Origin of the sequence: Brevibacillus sp. NL20B1 (assembly GCF_018195675.1) — a bacterium.
Taxonomy (GTDB): Bacteria; Bacillota; Bacilli; order Brevibacillales; family Brevibacillaceae; genus Brevibacillus; species Brevibacillus aydinogluensis.
In genome coordinates this window covers 15,082-31,928 of the sequence record NZ_JAGTPT010000003.1, presented here as the reverse complement: position 1 = coordinate 31,928, position 16,847 = coordinate 15,082, and the positions used below count along the sequence as shown (strand labels likewise).

General features: G+C 58.4%; 13 protein-coding genes. 8 read left to right on the top strand and 5 right to left on the bottom strand.

The features are described 5' to 3' along the window. The first annotated feature begins 26 nt into the window (after nt 1-26). The 3 genes from KDN35_RS03265 to cimA all read left to right on the top strand — a co-directional run bounded on the left by KDN35_RS03265 (nt 27) and on the right by cimA (nt 3,841). Nucleotides 27-1,127 (top strand): YheC/YheD family endospore coat-associated protein, encoded by a 1,101-nt coding sequence (locus KDN35_RS03265; RefSeq protein ID WP_212132062.1) that lies wholly within the window; start codon nt 27-29, stop codon nt 1,125-1,127. A 136-nt stretch (nt 1,128-1,263) separates the two neighbouring features. Then, nucleotides 1,264-2,097 carry an alpha/beta hydrolase family protein gene (locus KDN35_RS03260; RefSeq protein WP_212132061.1) on the top strand — a complete coding sequence of 278 codons (834 nt, stop codon included), beginning with the start codon at nt 1,264-1,266 and terminating at the stop codon, nt 2,095-2,097. Between the two features lie 121 nt (nt 2,098-2,218). Further along, nucleotides 2,219-3,841, top strand: a complete 1,623-nt coding sequence (gene cimA, locus KDN35_RS03255) for a citramalate synthase (RefSeq protein WP_171565988.1) — start codon at nt 2,219-2,221, stop codon at nt 3,839-3,841. Nucleotides 3,842-3,973: 132 nt separating this feature from the next. On the opposite strand, the gene KDN35_RS03250 is transcribed toward cimA, so the two are convergent. The 5 genes from KDN35_RS03250 to KDN35_RS03230 all read right to left on the bottom strand — a co-directional run bounded on the left by KDN35_RS03250 (nt 3,974) and on the right by KDN35_RS03230 (nt 10,009). Further along, entirely contained in the window at nt 3,974-5,257 is a 1,284-nt protein-coding gene (locus tag KDN35_RS03250) for an MFS transporter (protein WP_171565989.1), read from the bottom strand. A gap of 271 nt (nt 5,258-5,528) precedes the next feature. Further along, entirely contained in the window at nt 5,529-6,206 is a 678-nt protein-coding gene (locus KDN35_RS03245; RefSeq protein WP_212132060.1) for a cupin domain-containing protein, read from the bottom strand. A 276-nt stretch (nt 6,207-6,482) separates the two neighbouring features. Continuing rightward, nucleotides 6,483-6,713, bottom strand: coding sequence for a DUF1128 domain-containing protein (locus tag KDN35_RS03240; RefSeq protein ID WP_171565992.1), 231 nt, complete (start codon nt 6,711-6,713; stop codon nt 6,483-6,485). Nucleotides 6,714-6,767: 54 nt separating this feature from the next. Continuing rightward, a complete protein-coding gene (locus KDN35_RS03235; RefSeq protein ID WP_212132059.1) occupies nt 6,768-9,260 on the bottom strand; it encodes a U32 family peptidase in 2,493 nt (830 codons plus the stop codon). 158 nt (nt 9,261-9,418) lie between these two features. Then, a complete protein-coding gene (locus KDN35_RS03230; protein WP_029098589.1) occupies nt 9,419-10,009 on the bottom strand; it encodes a TetR/AcrR family transcriptional regulator in 591 nt (196 codons plus the stop codon). A 195-nt stretch (nt 10,010-10,204) separates the two neighbouring features. Here KDN35_RS03230 and KDN35_RS03225 point away from each other — a divergent pair, with 195 nt between their 5' ends. From KDN35_RS03225 to KDN35_RS03205, 5 genes are all read left to right on the top strand, one after another. Beyond that, nucleotides 10,205-10,684: an N-acetyltransferase gene (locus tag KDN35_RS03225; RefSeq protein ID WP_171565994.1), complete on the top strand. Its 480-nt coding sequence runs from the start codon at nt 10,205-10,207 to the stop codon at nt 10,682-10,684. Nucleotides 10,685-10,889: 205 nt separating this feature from the next. Then, a complete protein-coding gene (locus tag KDN35_RS03220) occupies nt 10,890-12,974 on the top strand; it encodes a methyl-accepting chemotaxis protein (RefSeq protein WP_212132058.1) in 2,085 nt (694 codons plus the stop codon). A gap of 181 nt (nt 12,975-13,155) precedes the next feature. Next, nucleotides 13,156-13,896, top strand: coding sequence for a GTP pyrophosphokinase (locus tag KDN35_RS03215; protein WP_171565998.1), 741 nt, complete (start codon nt 13,156-13,158; stop codon nt 13,894-13,896). Next, nucleotides 13,883-15,319, top strand: coding sequence for a dipeptidase PepV (gene pepV, locus KDN35_RS03210; RefSeq protein WP_212132057.1), 1,437 nt, complete (start codon nt 13,883-13,885; stop codon nt 15,317-15,319). Before KDN35_RS03215 ends, pepV begins: the two co-directional genes overlap by 14 nt. A 102-nt stretch (nt 15,320-15,421) precedes the next feature. Further along, nucleotides 15,422-16,822 carry a DEAD/DEAH box helicase gene (locus KDN35_RS03205; RefSeq protein ID WP_212132056.1) on the top strand — a complete coding sequence of 467 codons (1,401 nt, stop codon included), beginning with the start codon at nt 15,422-15,424 and terminating at the stop codon, nt 16,820-16,822. Nucleotides 16,823-16,847: the final 25 nt, after the last annotated feature.

Here is a 16,847-nt window from a genome sequence, read left to right as displayed (position 1 = left end):
TCATCCACAGAGAGGGAGGACGACACGTGAAAAAACGGATCGGCATTCTGACCTATCGGGGGAAAAATGGTTTTTACGAACAAGGATTTTTGCGCCGGCTTGTCAGGGAGGGAAAGCTGATGGGGGCGGAAGTGTTTGTCTTTTCCCCGCAGGATGTGAACGCTGCCTCCCGCATGATCAAGGGGTTTACGCCGGGAGCGGACGGCTGGAAAAGCAGCTGGTACGCTTGGCCCGATATCGTAATCGACCGGTACCGCTACTATCCGATAGCGAAGCACAAGAATTACCTGCCGTTCCGCACCAAAAACTTGTTTCGCTACGCCAACAGCCGCTTTGCCAACAAGTTTCGCGTCCATCAGGTGCTGATGCAGGAGGAGGAACTGCAGCGCTGGCTGCCGGAGACGCGGCTCTACAAGCGGGACGTGCTGGCCGACATGCTGAAACGGCACGGCATCGTCTATGTCAAGCCGACCAATGGATCAGGCGGACGCAGCATCCTGCGGGTGGAGCGGAGAGGCAAGGTCTACCTGCTGCGCGGACGGACCAAGAAGCAAGGGAGGAAGCATGCTGTCCTGCCGACGCTGTCGGCGCTGACCGCCGAAATCGAGCGCTGGACGAAACGGGAAAAATTCGGGCAGGAGCAGTTCTTCCTGCAGCAAGGGCTGGATTTGACCCTGCTGCCGGGACGGACAGTGGACGCGCGATTGTTGATCCAGAAGGATGGAAGCGGCAAGTGGAGGCTGACCGGCGTGGGGATGCGGCTCGGTTCCAAGCAATCGTCCACGTCCAATCTGCACGGCGGCGGGACCGCGTTGCCGGCTGGCCGTTTTCTGGCCTATCGCTTCGGCGTGCAGGAGGCGGAGCGGATTCTCTGCGAGTGCCGGGAGCTGGCGCTGAAAACGGTGGAAGCGATCGAGAAACATTTCGGCTCCATGATGGAGTTTGGGTTTGATTTGGGCATTGATGCAAACGGCCGGGTGTGGATCATCGAAATCAATCCCAAGCCGGGTCGTGATATTTTCCGCAAGCTGGGCCAGTGGGACCGCTACCTCCATGCTGTGAGAAGACCGCTGGAGTACGCCCTGCATTTGGTGTCTGACGAGCGCATCGCCTCCCATACCGGATAAGGCCTTCTGCCATGGCGGAAGGTCTTTTGCATTTTTCTTTGATACAGCGAATCTGGCTTCGCTCCGACGGGTTTCCTTTTGGGCGTTGCTGCCTTCATAATAAGATAAGAAAAAACCCCCAAAGAGGTGAAGAATCATGATGGAGTCGTTTCGCATTGCCGCCGGCGAGGACTTGACGATCCGCGGCGACTTTCACGCGAAGAGCGCGTCGCCGGACCAGCCGCTCGTGATCTTTTGCCACGGGTTTAAAGGGTTTAAGGACTGGGGCAGCTTTCCCTACGTCGCCGAGCAGTTGGCTGAGCGGGGCATCGCCGTCGTCCGCTTCAACTTTTCCTGCAATGGCGTCGGGGAAAGCCTGACGGAATTTGACGAGCTGGAAAAGTTCGGGCGCAATACATACGCGCGTGAGGTGGCCGATTTGACCATCCTGACCGGGTGGCTGCTGCAAGATGGCGGAGCGTTCTCCGCCTGGTTTGACAGGGAAAAGCTGTTTGTGCTCGGGCACAGCAAAGGCGGGGCGGACGCGATCCTGTTTGGGGCGGGCAACCCGCTCGTCAAAGGGATCATCACCTGGAACGGCGTGGCCGACGTCAATCTGTTTGACGAGAAGCTGCGCCGGCAAATCGCCGAGCAGGGCGTCGGCTACATCGCCAATGCCCGGACCGGACAGCAGATGCCGATTACGAAGGCGGTCATCGACGACGTGGATCAGAACCGGGACAAGTACGACCTCCTGGTGAAAGTGGCGAGCATGCCGCAGCCGCTCTGCATCATCCAGGGGCGGGATGACTACGATCGGCTGGTGAAGGGAGCGATGCGCCTGCACGAGACGGCGCGGGAGAGCGAACTGCACTGGATCGAAGCGGGCGACCACACCTTCAACACCCGCCATCCGTTTGCCGGCACCTCCTCCCAACTGGAAGAGGCAATCGAACGAACCGCCGCCTTTGTCCACGCCCGGTGCACATGAGCAAAAGCGGCGAAATCACGCGTTTTCTTTCCCTATGGGCTGTGGTATACTGAATAGCATCATATGGTGAATGATACAAATAATTCAGAAAAATGATAGAAGCACATGGGGTGGAGAGAAGATGAAAGAAAAGGTGTATCTGTACGATACGACACTGCGGGACGGCACGCAGGGCGAAGGCGTCAGCCTGTCGGTGGAGGACAAGGTGAAGATCGCCGTGAAGCTGGACCAGTTTGGCATCGACTTTATCGAAGGCGGCTGGCCCGGCAGCAATCCCAAGGACATGGCCTTCTTTGAGCGGATGCGGGAAATTCCGCTGAAACACGCGGTGGTGACAGCGTTTGGCAGCACCTGTCGGCCCAACGTGGCGGCAGAGGAGGACGACAACCTGCGAGCCCTGCTGGAAAGCGGCGTCAAGGCGGCGGCCATCTTCGGCAAGTCGTGGGATCTGCACGTCACCGACGCGCTCAAGACTACCTTGGACGAAAACCTGCGGATGGTGGCTGACTCCGTCGCTTTTCTCAAATCGCGGGGGCTGACCGTCCTGTTTTTGGCCGAACACTTTTTTGACGGCTACAAGCACAATCCGGTCTATGCACTGCGCGTGCTGGAAGCGGCGGAGGAGGCAGGTGCCGACTGGATCGTCCTCTGCGACACCAACGGCGGCAGCCTGCCGCACGAGATTTTCGATACCGTCCGCACGGTAAAGGCAAGCGTACAGACACCGTTGGGCATCCATCCCCACAACGACGGCGAACTGGCCGTGGCCAACGCGCTGGCGGCGGTTCAGGCGGGCGCCCAGCAGGTGCAGGGGACGATCAACGGGATTGGTGAACGGTGCGGCAACGTCAACCTGGTCTCGGTCATTCCCAATCTGCAGTTGAAACTTGGCTACGACTGCGTCGCTCCGGAGCAGCTCAAGCAGCTGACCAAACTGTCCCGTTTTGTGGCGGAGATCGCCAACATGGCGATGCCCAACAACCAGCCGTTTGTCGGCAACAGCGCATTTGCCCACAAAGGCGGCATCCACGTCAGCGCCGTGCTGAAAGATCCCAAGACCTATGAACACATCGACCCGGAATTGATCGGCAACAAACGGCGCGTGCTGGTCTCCGAACTGGCCGGCCAGAGCAACCTGCTGGCCAAGGCAGAGGAGCTGGAGATCGACGTGGCGCTGGACAGGCAGGAAGCGCGGGAGATCGTCAAGCGGATCAAGGAGCGCGAATTTCAGGGATATCAATACGAAGGGGCAGAGGCATCGCTCACGCTTATGCTGCTGGAGGCGGCGGGCAAGCTGCGCCAACTGTTTACGCTCGACTCGTTCAAGATTTTGATGGAAAAGACGGCAGACCAGTCGATCTCTTCGGAAGCGATGGTCAAGCTGCATGTCAATGGCCAGGTCGTCCACACCGCTGCGGAAGGCAACGGTCCCGTCAACGCTCTGGACAACGCGCTGCGCAAGGCGCTGGAAACCCACTTCCCCTGTCTGGCAGAGATGTATCTGACCGACTACAAGGTGCGGGTGCTGGACGAGAGCGGGGCGACGGCGGCCAAAGTGCGCGTCCTGATCGAATCCGCCCGCGACGGAGAAAAGTGGAGCACGGTCGGGGTCTCCACCAACGTGATCGAAGCGAGCTGGGAAGCGCTGGCGGACAGTATCCGCTACCTGCTCTGGAAAGAAGGCTGCGAGGAGGCGGAGCGGCCGGAGCAGACGGAAGCGCGCGTAGGCATCGTCAACCACTGATAAAAACAAAAAAACGGGTCTTCCCTCAGGCAGTGCCGACGGGAGGGCCCGTTTTTTTCGTGCAGTGTGGGCGGCGTGTTCCGTGCCGGATATGGGAAAGGGACGCCATGCTGCCGGGATGATGCGCCTGCGTCAAACCGCTTGTCCTGCGTCCTCATTTGCCTCGCCAGCTTTTTGCCCCTCTCCGAGGTCGAACGAGCGCAGCCCCGCGTTCATTCCGCCAATTGCCGCGCACAGGGCCAGCAAAAGCGCTCCCAGACCATAGCTGGGTTTCGCGCCGATCACGTCCGCCAAGGCGCCGATGCCGCCGTAGGTGATCGGGATCGAGATGTTAAACGCGATCGACGTCATGCTGTTCACCCGCCCCCGCATCCTGTCGGGAATCAGTGTCTGCATCAGCGTGCTCAACGGAATGTTGCAGACCATCACCCCGATTCCCAGCAGAAAATTGCCCGCATACGCCATCCATGCAAACGGGGCGACGGCAACGCTCAGCATGCCGACAGCTTCCAGACCCAATCCGGCGAGAAACCACCGCCCCACTTTTTTGGGGGAGAGCGTCCCGACCAGGATTCCGCCCAGCAGAAGTCCCAACGCGATGGAAGTTTCAAACCAGCCCAACATGCGGGCGTCCCCGTGAAATTCGCGTTGAATCAGCATGGGGGGCAGGACGTTGGTTGGAGCCAGGGCGACATTGGCAAGCGTCCCCAACAGCATGAGAAGCAGCACGATCTTGTTGTTTACCAGCCAGTTCAGCCCCTCCTTGATCTCGCTGTTCACGCTCTTTGCTGACGCGGAAGAGGCCGCAGGCTGGGCCTTGTCGTGGCGAATCCGCTGCACAAAAGCCAGAGACACCAGAAAAGACAGCGCATTGATTTCGATGGTCCCGGCAACGCCGATTATCGCGACCAAAATTCCGCCCAGCGTGGCCCCGATCATCCGCATCAACTGCATGGTTACGGACAGCAGGGCGTTGGCGCTCACCAACTCATGTCTGCCGACCAGATCGGGAATCAGGGAGGTTTGCGCGATGCGAAAGAGCGTTCCGGCCATCGACGCGCAGATCGTGATGACGTAGAGATGCCACATGTGAAACGAACCGCTTGCGATCAGCACGCCCAACAGCAGCATGGCAAGCATTTGGAAAAGGTCGGAGAACTGCATGAGACGTCTTCGGTTCAGACGATCCGCCAACACGCCAAAATAGAGCCCCACGAAAGGCTCGGGCAAAAACTTGAGAATAAACAGCAGTCCCGTTTGCAGGGCGGAATGTGTCTGCTCGTAGACGAACCACATCAATGCGACGCTGTACACATAATCGCCCAGTGCGGATACGGCACGGGCAAGCCAGAGGTTGCGCAGGGAGGAGTTGGTCGCAAGCATTCCGGTAAAGCGGGAGAGCGGCAGGCCATTCAAAACGAAATCACTTCCCCTGTATGGTGAATTTTCTGACACAAGCATCCGCTACATTAAAAATAGTGAAAAATGTGCGATTGTCAAGAAAATATTTCCATACAAGGGATGTTTTGTGGTTGTAGGTGACGCCGGAGAAAGGAGAGGGGACCTCTCCCCACAAAATGATAAGGAGAGAGGTTCGGTGTGCGGCTGCCAATATCCTTGTTGTCAAGCAAAATGGGCTGGGACTCTACATGGTCAGTAATTGAAACGATTTGGCAGCGCTGACACGTTACCAATACGGCTGCTGATGATACGGATGGGGAAGCGGTGCATACGGTTGACAGCACTGTGCTTGCGGTGCAGGTTGATATCCTTGCGCTTGCGGTACAGGTTGATATCCCTGCGCTTGCGGTGCATACGGTTGATAGCCCTGTGGTTGATGGCAGCCTGTTGGAGGGCCGATGAAGAGCGAACGTTGGATGGGGGCCAGCGTATTTTTGACGCTGGACTCATTCAGGCAGTATGTGTACGCCCATATTTCGCTGGGTGTCAGTCTCAGGATATCGGACCCCAGGATGACTTCGGGGATGGGTGCGTTGAAGATGGCAAGCAGATGCGTGTTGTCAGCGGTTGCGATTTCCCAGTGCCACCAGCCTTGGGGGATGTTGACCACTTGGCCCGGCGTAATCTGATAATGATGAAGGCGATTGGTAAATGGGTTGATGAAGGAAACATTGGCCGCTCCGGAAATGCAGTACACCAGCTCGGCGGCATTTTGATGGTAGTGAGGCTCCACGACGTTGCCCGCGCTGAGGAAGATGTCCAGCAAAGACACGTTGTCCAGCGTATTCAACTGTTGGGTGGAGAGGACGTTGATGTAGTTGCGGGGATCCTTTTGGACGAGCAGGTTATTGTTGACGTCAGAAAAGAATTGGGCTGACGTCGTGTAATCGATATACAAAGTCATGGTGCAATCCACCCCGTTTCCAGTGGAATTTGATTACGAGATATGCGTATGTCTCGGATGTACGGGATGTTCGCCCAAATTAAGCGGGGTGGGACGTGCCGTTTTTGCATCGAGGAAACAAATGAAACACGCCGTACCACTCTGCGGATACGGCGTGTCGTCAATCAGGAAGCAGGGCGAAAGCATGAGCCCCCGCACGGCGCGGTTGCAGCGATCCTCGCGCAGGTTTCCCGGGGGCTGGGCTCTAAGTCTAGGGCCTGACTATTGGGCCCCGGGTCAGGACTGCTTCCGCATGCTGCCCAGTTCTTCGACGATGGCGGTCATTTCGTTGATGCTGAAGCTCGCTTTTTTCTGCACCATGTTGTACAGGTACAGCAAGTCTTCGTAATGGGTCAGGTCGAAATCCTCCGGCCGCATGACGGCGGTGTTGGCCATGTTCAGTTTGGACTTGATGCCTTCAATAATCGTCGCCAGGTTTTCCGGCGTGGGCTGGGAAAGGTCCGCCATAATCAATCTCCTCCTCACAGGGTATGGGTAAGGCCGGGACGGTATCGACCGGTCCTATTTGGTGAGCTGGCCGCGGGTGACGCCCAACTGGTTGGTCGCTTTCAGCGTCCGCCAGACGTGGGTGCCGCTCACTTCGCCGCGCAGCGCCCGGCGGTAGAGGTCGATCACCTCTTTGACTCGCTCCGGCTCTTCCTCCAAAAACTCGACGCGGTAGCTGCCCACGCCCAATTTGATAAATTCATTCAGGTACTCCGCTCCCGACTGGTCGATGGCGTTGTACACCGTGTTGCGGCAGCCGGTATCGACGCGGACCGGATGGGAGAATCCGACGCGGTCGCGAAGCGAGACGCGGTGGGACTCGCACGGCTGGCCGCAGTTGGTATGGTCCGTGCCGGGGCTGAGGAACGTACAGTAGACGCAGTGCTCCGTATGGAACATCGGCAGGTGCTGGTGAATCACCACTTCGATTTTGGACGCATCCGTTTTGCCAAGCAGGTCCACCATTTGCTGGATGTTCAGATCGTACGAGGCGGTTACCCGCTTGAGACCGCACTCCAAAAACAGCGAGACGGCCTTGTGGTTGGCCACGTTGAGCGAGAAATCGCCGATCAACGGGATGTCCATCTCGCCGCGGCGGGACATGTAGTAGTACAGCGCGCCCGTGTTGCGGACGAGGATGGCGTCCGGCTTGCTTCTGGCGATCAGGGCCAGCACGCCGTTTTCATCCGGCATGTGGATGCGCATCGTGGCGATGCCGATGGGTTTGCCGTACCGGTGGGCCAGTTTGACCGCATCCGGATACTGTTTGACGAATTCAAAATCGGCGTACAGAAAGTCGACGTCGGTCTGGGCGGCCGCCTCCACCTGCTCCAGCGAACGGCAGAGTGCGGTCAACAGCGGTTTGTCCACCGGCTGTTTGGCAGGCACGTCGGCGTAAACGTCTACGCGCCGCTTCTGGTACACCGGCGGTTTTGTCCGCAGGTGGAGAAGCTGCTCCACCGCTTCCCGCCGCATCCGGTTCAGTTCGCTCACGGGCAGGATCAGGTCGCCGTCCAGATCGGTCGTCAGGTCCTGGGCATTCAGGGAAAACCGGGTGCCCCCCAGCCGGCTCAACTGCTCGTACAGCAGTTCTGAGGTCAGCGGCCGTTTCAGCGCTGCTTCCAGCGGCATTTCCGACTTGACAGTCACGGCGTGGTCGGCCGTTTTGTCCACCCAGGTGACGGACAGCTTTTCGCCCAGCCGGCCGACGACGTGCACCGCGAGCGGGAAGGTGCGGTACGGCTTATCTGTCTCGAATGTTTTGCGCAGCCGTTTGTCCAGCTCGGGGTCGTTCGTCTTCCAGACGCGGTCGCCGACATTGATCCGCTGCAGGTTAACGTCGTTTCGTCCCATGACGATCTCGTAGAGGCCATTCTCCACTTCGCCCTCCACCTTTTTGCCGCGGCTGAGGATGTCGTAGACGCGTCCGCCTTCTTCTTTTTGCGTCGGATCGCCGGCGTCAAAGACGATGCCGTCGCCCCGTTTCAAAGGAGCGTTCAGCTCTACCAGCACCGCGTGCTTCAGCACTTTTTTCACCGTGCCGAGATAGACGCCGCGGCTTTTCGGGAAGGTGCCGTCCAGCAGCGTCTTGTTGTTGGTGCCTTTCAGGAACCCGTGTGTAAAGCCGCGGGAAAAGCTCTGCTGCAGCTCGCGGATGTCCTGTTCGCTCGGCGCTGCCTCCTCGCCGGCGAAGTAGCGGTCGATCGCCGCACGGTATTTGCTGACCACATTGGCCACGTACTCCGGCGATTTCAGCCGGCCTTCGATCTTGAAGGAGGTGACGCCCGCCTCGATCAGTTCCGGCACCAGGTCGATTGCCGCCAGGTCTTTGGGCGACAGCAGGTAGGCGACGTTGCCCATCTCCTTTTGCATCCCGTCCACGATCAGGTCGTAGGGGAGGCGGCAGGCTTGGGCGCATTCGCCGCGGTTGGCCGAGCGGCCGCCCCACATTTCCGAAGTAAGGCACTGGCCGGAGTAGGAGACACACAATGCGCCGTGCACGAACACTTCCATCGGCAGCTTGGCCTTTTCGCCGATCACCTTGATTTCCTTCAGCGAGTTTTCACGCCCGAGCACCACACGCTCCAGGCCAAACGGCTTGGTAAACTCCACCGCTTCCGGAGAGGTGATCGTCATCTGGGTTGAGCCGTGGATGGGAAAGTCGGGGGAAATCTCGCGGATCAGCTTGACGAGGCCGAGGTCCTGCACGATCACTGCATCCACTCCGGCGTCGATACAGGCTTCGATCAGCTCCTGAGCTTCCTTCATCTCATCTTCAAAGACGAGGATATTAAAGGTAAGAAAACCTTTGACTCCGTACATGTGCAAAAACGACATGATCTCAGGCAGTTCGGACATGTGGAAGTTCTCGGCGCGGGCCCGGGCATTGAATTTTTCCACGCCGAAGTAGACGGCGTTTGCCCCGTTGGCGACGGCCGCGCGCAGACACTCCCAGTTGCCGGCGGGAGCCAAAAGCTCAATATCTTCACGCTTGATCCCGTTTCGCATGTGTATGTGAATACCTCCAACGTGTTGAACAGCTTTTCTTCATCATCATAGGGAAATGTCCCCGACTCCGCAAGGAAAAGATGGGCCGCAGGCGGGCAGGCATTTCTTCCAGCGGTCAGCGCATCCAACATGCCAGAAGGGCCGGGCACATGATGAGCTCATGCGTCCAGCCCTTCAAACACGATGGAGACCTTCTCTTCCATGATTTCCTCCAGAGCCCAGGCTCCTTCGCTGCGCACCCAGTCGTACAGGGCGTTGTAATAGATGTTTTCCAGCATGTTTGCCGCGACGAGCGGATTGAACTTCGCCTTCAGCCGCCCTTTTTCCTGCGCTTCTTCGATCAGGTCCGCAAACAGCTGCCGAAGTTCGTAGTAGACGTTCTTTTCGTTTTCCAGAATCTTGCGGTGTTTCATCGAGGACTCGATCAGCACCTTGATAAAATCGTAATTCTGGATGTTGACCTCGTTCATGATTTTATAAATCCGCAAGACCTTCTGCTTGCAACTGTCTCCGTAGTCCCACTCTTCCCGCCGTTCTTCGATTTCCTGCAGCCGTTCGTATCCCCAGTTGGCGAGGATCGCTTCCTTTGATGTGAAGTGAAGAAAGATGGTGCCGCGGGCGACGTCCGCTTCTTCGGAAATCATGTCAATGGTTGTGTTTTCAAAGCCGTACTGCTTGAACAGCTTGATCGCGGCGTTGAAAATCTTGTCGCGCGTTTCCCGCTTTTTTCGCTCCCTGCGTGTCGTCAAAGGGAAACACCTCCGTTCTATTATTGTGATTATAGCACAATTGTTCCATTTAAAAGAAATGCGTTTGTCCGCCCAATAGCAAAATGACGGAAAAAAGGATAGACTTCTCTTTTGACTGGATGTATATTTATATATCATAATGAATAATTATTATGTGGATTGAGGCGTTGAGGAGATGGAGTGGGGGAGTGCAGAATGAGTGTCACAAAGACGTTGACCGTGCGTCAGGCAACCATGAGGGACGTCGACCAGATGCTTGAGATTATTAATCAATATGCACAACAGGGGCTGATGCTGCCGCGGACGAAACTCTCCGTCTGCGAACACCTGCAGTCGTTCGTCGTCGCCCACGACGGGGAAAGCGTCATCGGCGTGGCCGGCCTGCATATTCTTTGGGAGGATTTGGCGGAAATCCGTTCGCTTGCCATCGCCGAGAAAGCCAAAGGCATGGGCGTCGGCAAACAGTTGGTGCTGCATCTCGTGGAGCAGTGCCGTCTGCTGGGAATCAACCGGGTGCTGGCGCTTACCTATCAGAAGGCATTCTTTGAAAAGTGCGGATTCCGCGTGGTAGCCAAGGAGACGTTGCCGCAAAAGGTATGGAAGGACTGCATCAACTGCTCCAAGCTGCCGATGTGCGATGAGATTGCGATGATCGTGGAGACGGCGACAGCGTAGGCGTCACCGTTCCCCGCCGGCAGGACGCGTGTGTGCGGCAGGCTGTATCAGCCGTCGTGCGGGCGCGTCTTTTTTTTTTTTGCCAATTTTTCTGACACGCACGGACAAAACTGGATATTTTTTTCTAGGTCTATGGTAATATATTTGTACCATTCATAGAATTTAGAATTTAGAAAACACAGGTCGTTTCAAGGGGGCTCATGTCATGAAATTGGGGGCGCGGGTATTGATCGCTTTGCTGCTGACCGGCGTTGTGCCGCTGACGGCAGCGGGGGTGTTTGCCTACACGGAGACCAAGCGGGGCCTGCTGGAGGGCAGTGCGGCGACGCTGGAGGCACTCCGCAACAGCAACAAGGAGCAGGTGGAAAACTACTTCCGCGAACGCTCCAAAAACCTGGAGACGCTGGCGGCGTCCGGTTCGGTGGTGCAGTCGCTGGCCGCCTTTGATGGCGTGTGGAAGCTGGGACGGGAGGCACCTGCCTACCAGGAAGTGGAGCAAATCTGGGGCAAGGAACTGAAGATGGAGGTGTCCCGCTACGGGTTTGCCAACGCGTACCTGCTCAACGCGAATGGCGACGTGGTGTACCAGACGAATCCGCAGGCCGACTTCGGCACCAACTTGTACGACGGTCCGTACAGCGGCACCCCTTTGGGGCAGACGGTAAAACAAGCGGCCAAGGGATACAGTCTGGAACTGTCGGACGTCAGCCGTTACGAACCGTCCGGCGGCGTGCCCGCCGTTTTCATGGCCGTGCCGATCTTTGATCACGGGACGGTGATCGGACAGCTCGCCGCGGAGGTTTCCCTGGACTATGTCTCCCGCCAGTTGAACCGGCGCGAGGGGTTGGGTGAAACGGGGAAAATCTACCTGATCGGGGCGGACAAGCTGATGCGGACCGAATTGGGGAACGGGCAGGAGACGATGCTTAGGCAGAAAGTGGAGACGCCGATTGCCGAACAGGCGCTGTCTTCCGGCAGCAACGCGGGCACAGCCCAAGCTGTCGACTATCGCGGGGAGGAGGTGCTGGTCGCCTACGACCGGGTACAGGTGGGCAAGCTCAACTGGGCCATCCTGGCGGAGATGAACATGACGGAGATCATGACCGGGCCTAATCAGATTCGAAATGCGATTATACTGTTTAACGGCATTGTGCTTGTGCTGGTGATGGCCATCGCCTGGGGGGCGTCTGCCGGTCTGCGCCGCTCGTTCGCTGGCCTTCTGTCCATCGCCGGGCAGATCGGCCGGGGAGATTTTACCGCGCCCTTTCCCGCGAGGTTACTGAAACGCGCGGACGAGCTGGGCGAGCTGGCCCGTTCCCTGCTTGCCATGCGGGAACAGCTCCATGAGATTTTGCGGCAGGTGCGGCAGGCGGCTGCGTCGGTGACGGAATCGGTTCGCGAGATTCACGGCAATACCGCGGAGATTGCCTCTTCCGGCGAGCAGATCACCCGGGTCGTCGAGGACGTGTCAGCGTCGGCCGACAGGCAGGTAGACAAAATGGGGCACACGCTGCATTTGGCGGAGGAACTGACCGCCAGCGTCCACAGCGTTACCAGCCACGTGGAGCAGGTCACGCTTTCGTCGCGCGAGATGAAGGACGACGCTGAAGCGGGACGGCAGGCGGTGGAGGCGGTCATCGCCAGCATGGAGGAGATCGACCGGGCGGTGACGGCGACGACGCAGACGGTACAACAGCTGGAGCAGCGATCGCGTGACATATCACAGATCATCGCTGTCATCACGGAGATCGCCCGGCAGACCAACCTGCTCGCGCTCAACGCAGGCATCGAGGCGGCACGCGCCGGCGAGCACGGCAAAGGATTTGCAGTCGTGGCGGAGGAAGTGCGCAAACTGGCCGAGGGGACGAACGCGGCGGCGCAGCAGATCGTGTCGATGATCAGTGAGATCCAGAAAAGCACGGCCGCCATCGTGGAGCAGATGGACGACGGCACGCGCACGGTGGCGGAAGGCAGGCGGACCGCCGGACAGTCGGATGAGATGTTTCGCCGGATTGAACACAATATCCGCCGCGTCTCTGCGGAAATGGAAGGTGTCAGCCAGGCGTTTGCCCGGATGGCTCCAGACGCGCAGCAGGTGGTGGCGGTCGCCCAGGAAGTATCGGCTGCTTCCCGGGAGGCGGCAGCCGGCGTGCAGGGCATTTCCGCCGCTGTCGAAGAGCAGAACGCGGCGATGGAGCTGATCGCCGCTTCCGCGAACCAACTGGCCGTGCTGGCGGAGCGGCTCACTAGCTCGCTGACGGCGTTCCGGCTGGACGACAGAAAAGAATAGCAGGAGCGGTTGGCAAAGGGACGGCCTCGGTTTTCTTGCCGCTTTCCCCAGACCGGGCCGAGCCCTGCGATCCCTGTAAAAAAGACCCGGGAGGCGGGTCTTCTTTCTTTTTATGGGAGGATATCTCATCCAAAATGTTGAATCATAAGGACGATGGAGTTTCGGGCCGGAGGGGACCAGTGTGCACAAACTAGATTGGGAACTATATCTGCTACCGTTCGAACAAGCCGTGGAAGAAATCAAGGTCAAGCTGAAAAACATCCGCAACGAGCTGCGTAAGCGCAAGGAACACTCCCCCATCGAGTTCGTCACGGGACGAGTCAAGTCCATCCCGAGCATTTACAGCAAGGCGAACCGCCTGCAGTTTCCCATCGACGAGAACATCTGCTGGGAGCTCAGGGACATCGCGGGAATCCGGATCATCTGCCAGTTTATCGATGACATTCCGGCCGTCGTGGAAATGATACGACAGCGCAATGACATGCGCGTTTACCTGGAGAAAGACTACGTTTCCAAACCCAAGGAAAGCGGGTACAGAGGGTACCACCTGGCTGTGGAATACCCGTTGATGACGGCGCGCGGACAGGTCACCATCCCGGTGGAAATCCAGGTCCGCACGCTGGGCATGAACTTTTGGGCGACCATAGAACACTCTCTCAACTACAAATACGAAGGAATTATCCCGTCCGCCATCCGGCAGCGCCTGATCGAGGCGGCCAAAGCGTCCTACAAGCTGGACAGCGAAATGAACAACATCCGCGAAGAAATCAAGGAAGCGCAGGTGGAGTTCACCGCGCAGGAGGTGCCGATGGAGTCGCTTATTTCGCTGGTGGAGCTGGATTTGGATCTGGATGCGGCACAGGCGGCAAAAGACGACAGTACGACGACGGAAGGGACGAAATCAAACGATGACAAGCGTTGATTGGCAACAAGAGGCGGCAAAGCGAAAAGACGAACTGCTTGCCGCCGTGCGGGAGTTTCTGCAAATCAAAAGCGTGCTCGATCCGGCGACTGCCCGGGACGGCGCGCCGTTTGGAGAAGGCATCCGCCAAGCGCTTGACTACGTGCTTACGGTGTGCAAAGAGGCTGGCATGACAGTCAAGGATGTCGGGGGATACGCTGCCCATGCGGAGTTTGGCGAGGGTGAGGAGCTGATCGGCATCCTCAGTCACGTCGACGTTGTGCCGGAAGGGGACGGTTGGAGCTCGCCGCCGTATGCGGCCGAAATCGTGGACGGCAAAATCGTGGCTCGCGGCGCAATTGACGACAAGGGGCCGACCATGGCCGCCATCTTTGCCGCCAAAATTGTCAAGGAACTGGGGCTGCCGCTGTCCAAACGGGTGCGGCTCATCTTTGGCACGGACGAGGAGTCCAACTGGCGGTGTGTGAGAACCTATTTCCAAACCGAAGAAATGCCGACGATGGGCTTTTCGCCGGACGCTGACTTTCCACTGATCTACGCGGAAAAAGGACTGACCGACCTGATGCTGACGCAGACTGCGGCTGCGTATGCGGCGCAGCAGATTACGCCTGTTGACCGGCCTGACGCCAGACTGCTGACGCTGTCTGCAGGCCTGCGCATGAACATGGTGCCGGACAAGGCGGAGGCCGTGCTCGAGCCGCTCTCCATGACCGGCCAGGAACTGGCCGAGCGCTTTGGCGCGTATGTGCGGGAGATGGGGCTGAGCGGAGCGGTGGACGTGCGCGGCGGTCAGGTGCATGTGCAGATGGAGGGCGTTTCCGTTCACGCCATGAATCCGAGTTTGGGCGTAAACGCGGGTACGGAACTGCTGCACTTTTTGGCCGGGCTGACACTGGACGAACGGGGCCGGCAGTTCGCCCGCTTTGCGGATCGTTATTTCCATCGGCAGCACGACGGAAAGGCAATCGGCATCGCTTGCGACGACAAGGAAATGGGACCGCTCACCCTCAACACCGGCATCATTCGCTATGAGGCGGACGGGGATGCCGTGTTTGGCGTCAATATTCGCTATCCGCATTCCCAGCCGTTTGAGCGGTGGAAGGCGATTCTGGAACAGCGGCTGGCGGAAGCGGCATTTTCGTTGGCAGTGGTGGAGCACCTGGAGCCCCATCGGGTTGACCCGCAGCACCCGCTGATCACCACGCTGCAGCGGGTGTACACGGAGCAGACCGGACAGGAGGCCGAGATCATCGCCATCGGCGGAGCCACGTACGGCCGTTCGCTGAACGTGGGGGTGGCGTTTGGACCGCTGTTTCCAGGTCGGCCGGACAGCGCTCACCAGCGGGACGAGCACATTTTGGTGGACGATCTGATCAAGGCGACAGCGATCTACGCCCAGGCCATTTACGAACTGGCGAAATGATTGTGCAGGCGGCGCGTTGCGGAATTTCTGCAGCCGGCTGCCTTTTGTTGTTTTTTTGGCAAGACTGTCATACTATTAAAGGATGTGAAAGGAAGTGACACCATGGCGAAATCGTTTGCGATGTTTGGCTTTCGACCGGAGTTGATGCAGGGCATTCACGACCTGTTTTATAAAGAGCCGACGCCGATTCAGGCGGAGGCGATCCCGCTGATTCTCGAAGGGAAGGACGTGATCGGCCAGGCGCAAACGGGGACGGGCAAGACCGCCGCGTTTGTGCTGCCGATCCTGGAGCGGCTGCAGCCGGGCAAACGGGACATTCAGGCACTGATCCTGACGCCCACCCGTGAGCTGTCGATCCAGAACGCCGAAGAAGTGGAGAAGCTGGGCAAATACCTGAACGTCAACGTACTCTCTCTGCACGGCGGGACGGATATTGAACGGCAGTTGAGCAAGCTCAAGCATGTTGTCCACATCGTCGTCGGCACCCCGGGAAGGGTGCTGGACCACATGAGGCGGGGCTCGCTTCACTTCGGCCGCATTTCCACGCTGGTGTTGGACGAGGCTGACAAGATGATGGAGATGGGCTTTCTTGAGGAGGTCCATGAGATTATCGAGGGGACGCCGCAGCACCGGCAAACGCTGCTGTTCTCCGCCACCATGCCGGATTCGGTGAAAAAGCTGGCTCAGTACTACATGAAGCAGCCGCCCCACATCCGAATCGAGGCCAAGCAGAAGACGGTGGAGAGCATTGAACAAATCTACTACGTGGTCAATCAGAGCGACAAGATGGATGCGCTGGTGGACCTGTTGGAAAATGAGAATCCGTATCTCTGCATCATCTTTGCCAACACCCAGGCGCGCGTCCAGCAGTTGACGGCCCGCCTGCAGGAAAACGGCTTTTCGGCGGAAGCGCTGTACGGCGACCTGTCGCAAAACAAGCGGGAACAGCTGATGAAGCAGTTCCGCGACATCAAGTTTCAGTACCTGGTGGCAACCGACATCGCTGCCCGCGGTCTGGACGTCGAAGGGGTGACACACGTCGTCAACTACGATGTCCCCAATGACGTGGAAAGCTACATCCACCGCGTCGGCCGCACCGGACGGGCGGGGCAGAAGGGAATCGCCATCTCTCTTGTCTCTCCCCGCCAAAAAAGCATCATGACCCGCTTCGCCAAGGCGACCAAGGCGCCGATTGAGGAAAAACTGCTGGTGGTAGGCCGCCATCTGGACGCCGGCCGCCGCAAGCGGGCAGAGGAGCGGGAAGCGTACTTTGCCCAACTGCGCGAGCAAAAGGCCAAAGAACAGTTGAAGGAAAAGGAAAAGCAGTACGCCCCCATCCGCGAGGCGCTGAAAAAGAAGATCAAGGTGAAGCCGGGCTACAAGAAAAAGCTGGCACGGGAACTGGAATCACTCAAGACCTTGTACGAGAAAAACCGCCGTCGTCAAGAGGCAATGGCGGCCCGCAAAGCGGCAAAGGGCAAAAAACCGCGCGGCAGAGGCTAACATGGGGCGGCAAACCGCCACGCGA

Excerpts from the sequence above, each read along its gene's own strand:
- KDN35_RS03260 (WP_212132061.1), top strand. The coding sequence starts at position 1,264 with ATGATGGAGTCGTTTCGCATTGCCGCCGGCGAGGACTTGACGATCCGC.
- KDN35_RS03245 (WP_212132060.1), bottom strand. The coding sequence starts at position 6,206 with ATGACTTTGTATATCGATTACACGACGTCAGCCCAATTCTTTTCTGAC.
- KDN35_RS03240 (WP_171565992.1), bottom strand. The coding sequence starts at position 6,713 with ATGGCGGACCTTTCCCAGCCCACGCCGGAAAACCTGGCGACGATTATT.
- KDN35_RS03205 (WP_212132056.1), top strand. The coding sequence starts at position 15,422 with ATGGCGAAATCGTTTGCGATGTTTGGCTTTCGACCGGAGTTGATGCAG.
- KDN35_RS03220 (WP_212132058.1), top strand. The coding sequence starts at position 10,890 with ATGAAATTGGGGGCGCGGGTATTGATCGCTTTGCTGCTGACCGGCGTT.
- KDN35_RS03225 (WP_171565994.1), top strand. The coding sequence starts at position 10,205 with ATGAGTGTCACAAAGACGTTGACCGTGCGTCAGGCAACCATGAGGGAC.
- KDN35_RS03235 (WP_212132059.1), bottom strand. The coding sequence starts at position 9,260 with ATGCGAAACGGGATCAAGCGTGAAGATATTGAGCTTTTGGCTCCCGCC.
- pepV (WP_212132057.1), top strand. The coding sequence starts at position 13,883 with ATGACAAGCGTTGATTGGCAACAAGAGGCGGCAAAGCGAAAAGACGAA.
- cimA (WP_171565988.1), top strand. The coding sequence starts at position 2,219 with ATGAAAGAAAAGGTGTATCTGTACGATACGACACTGCGGGACGGCACG.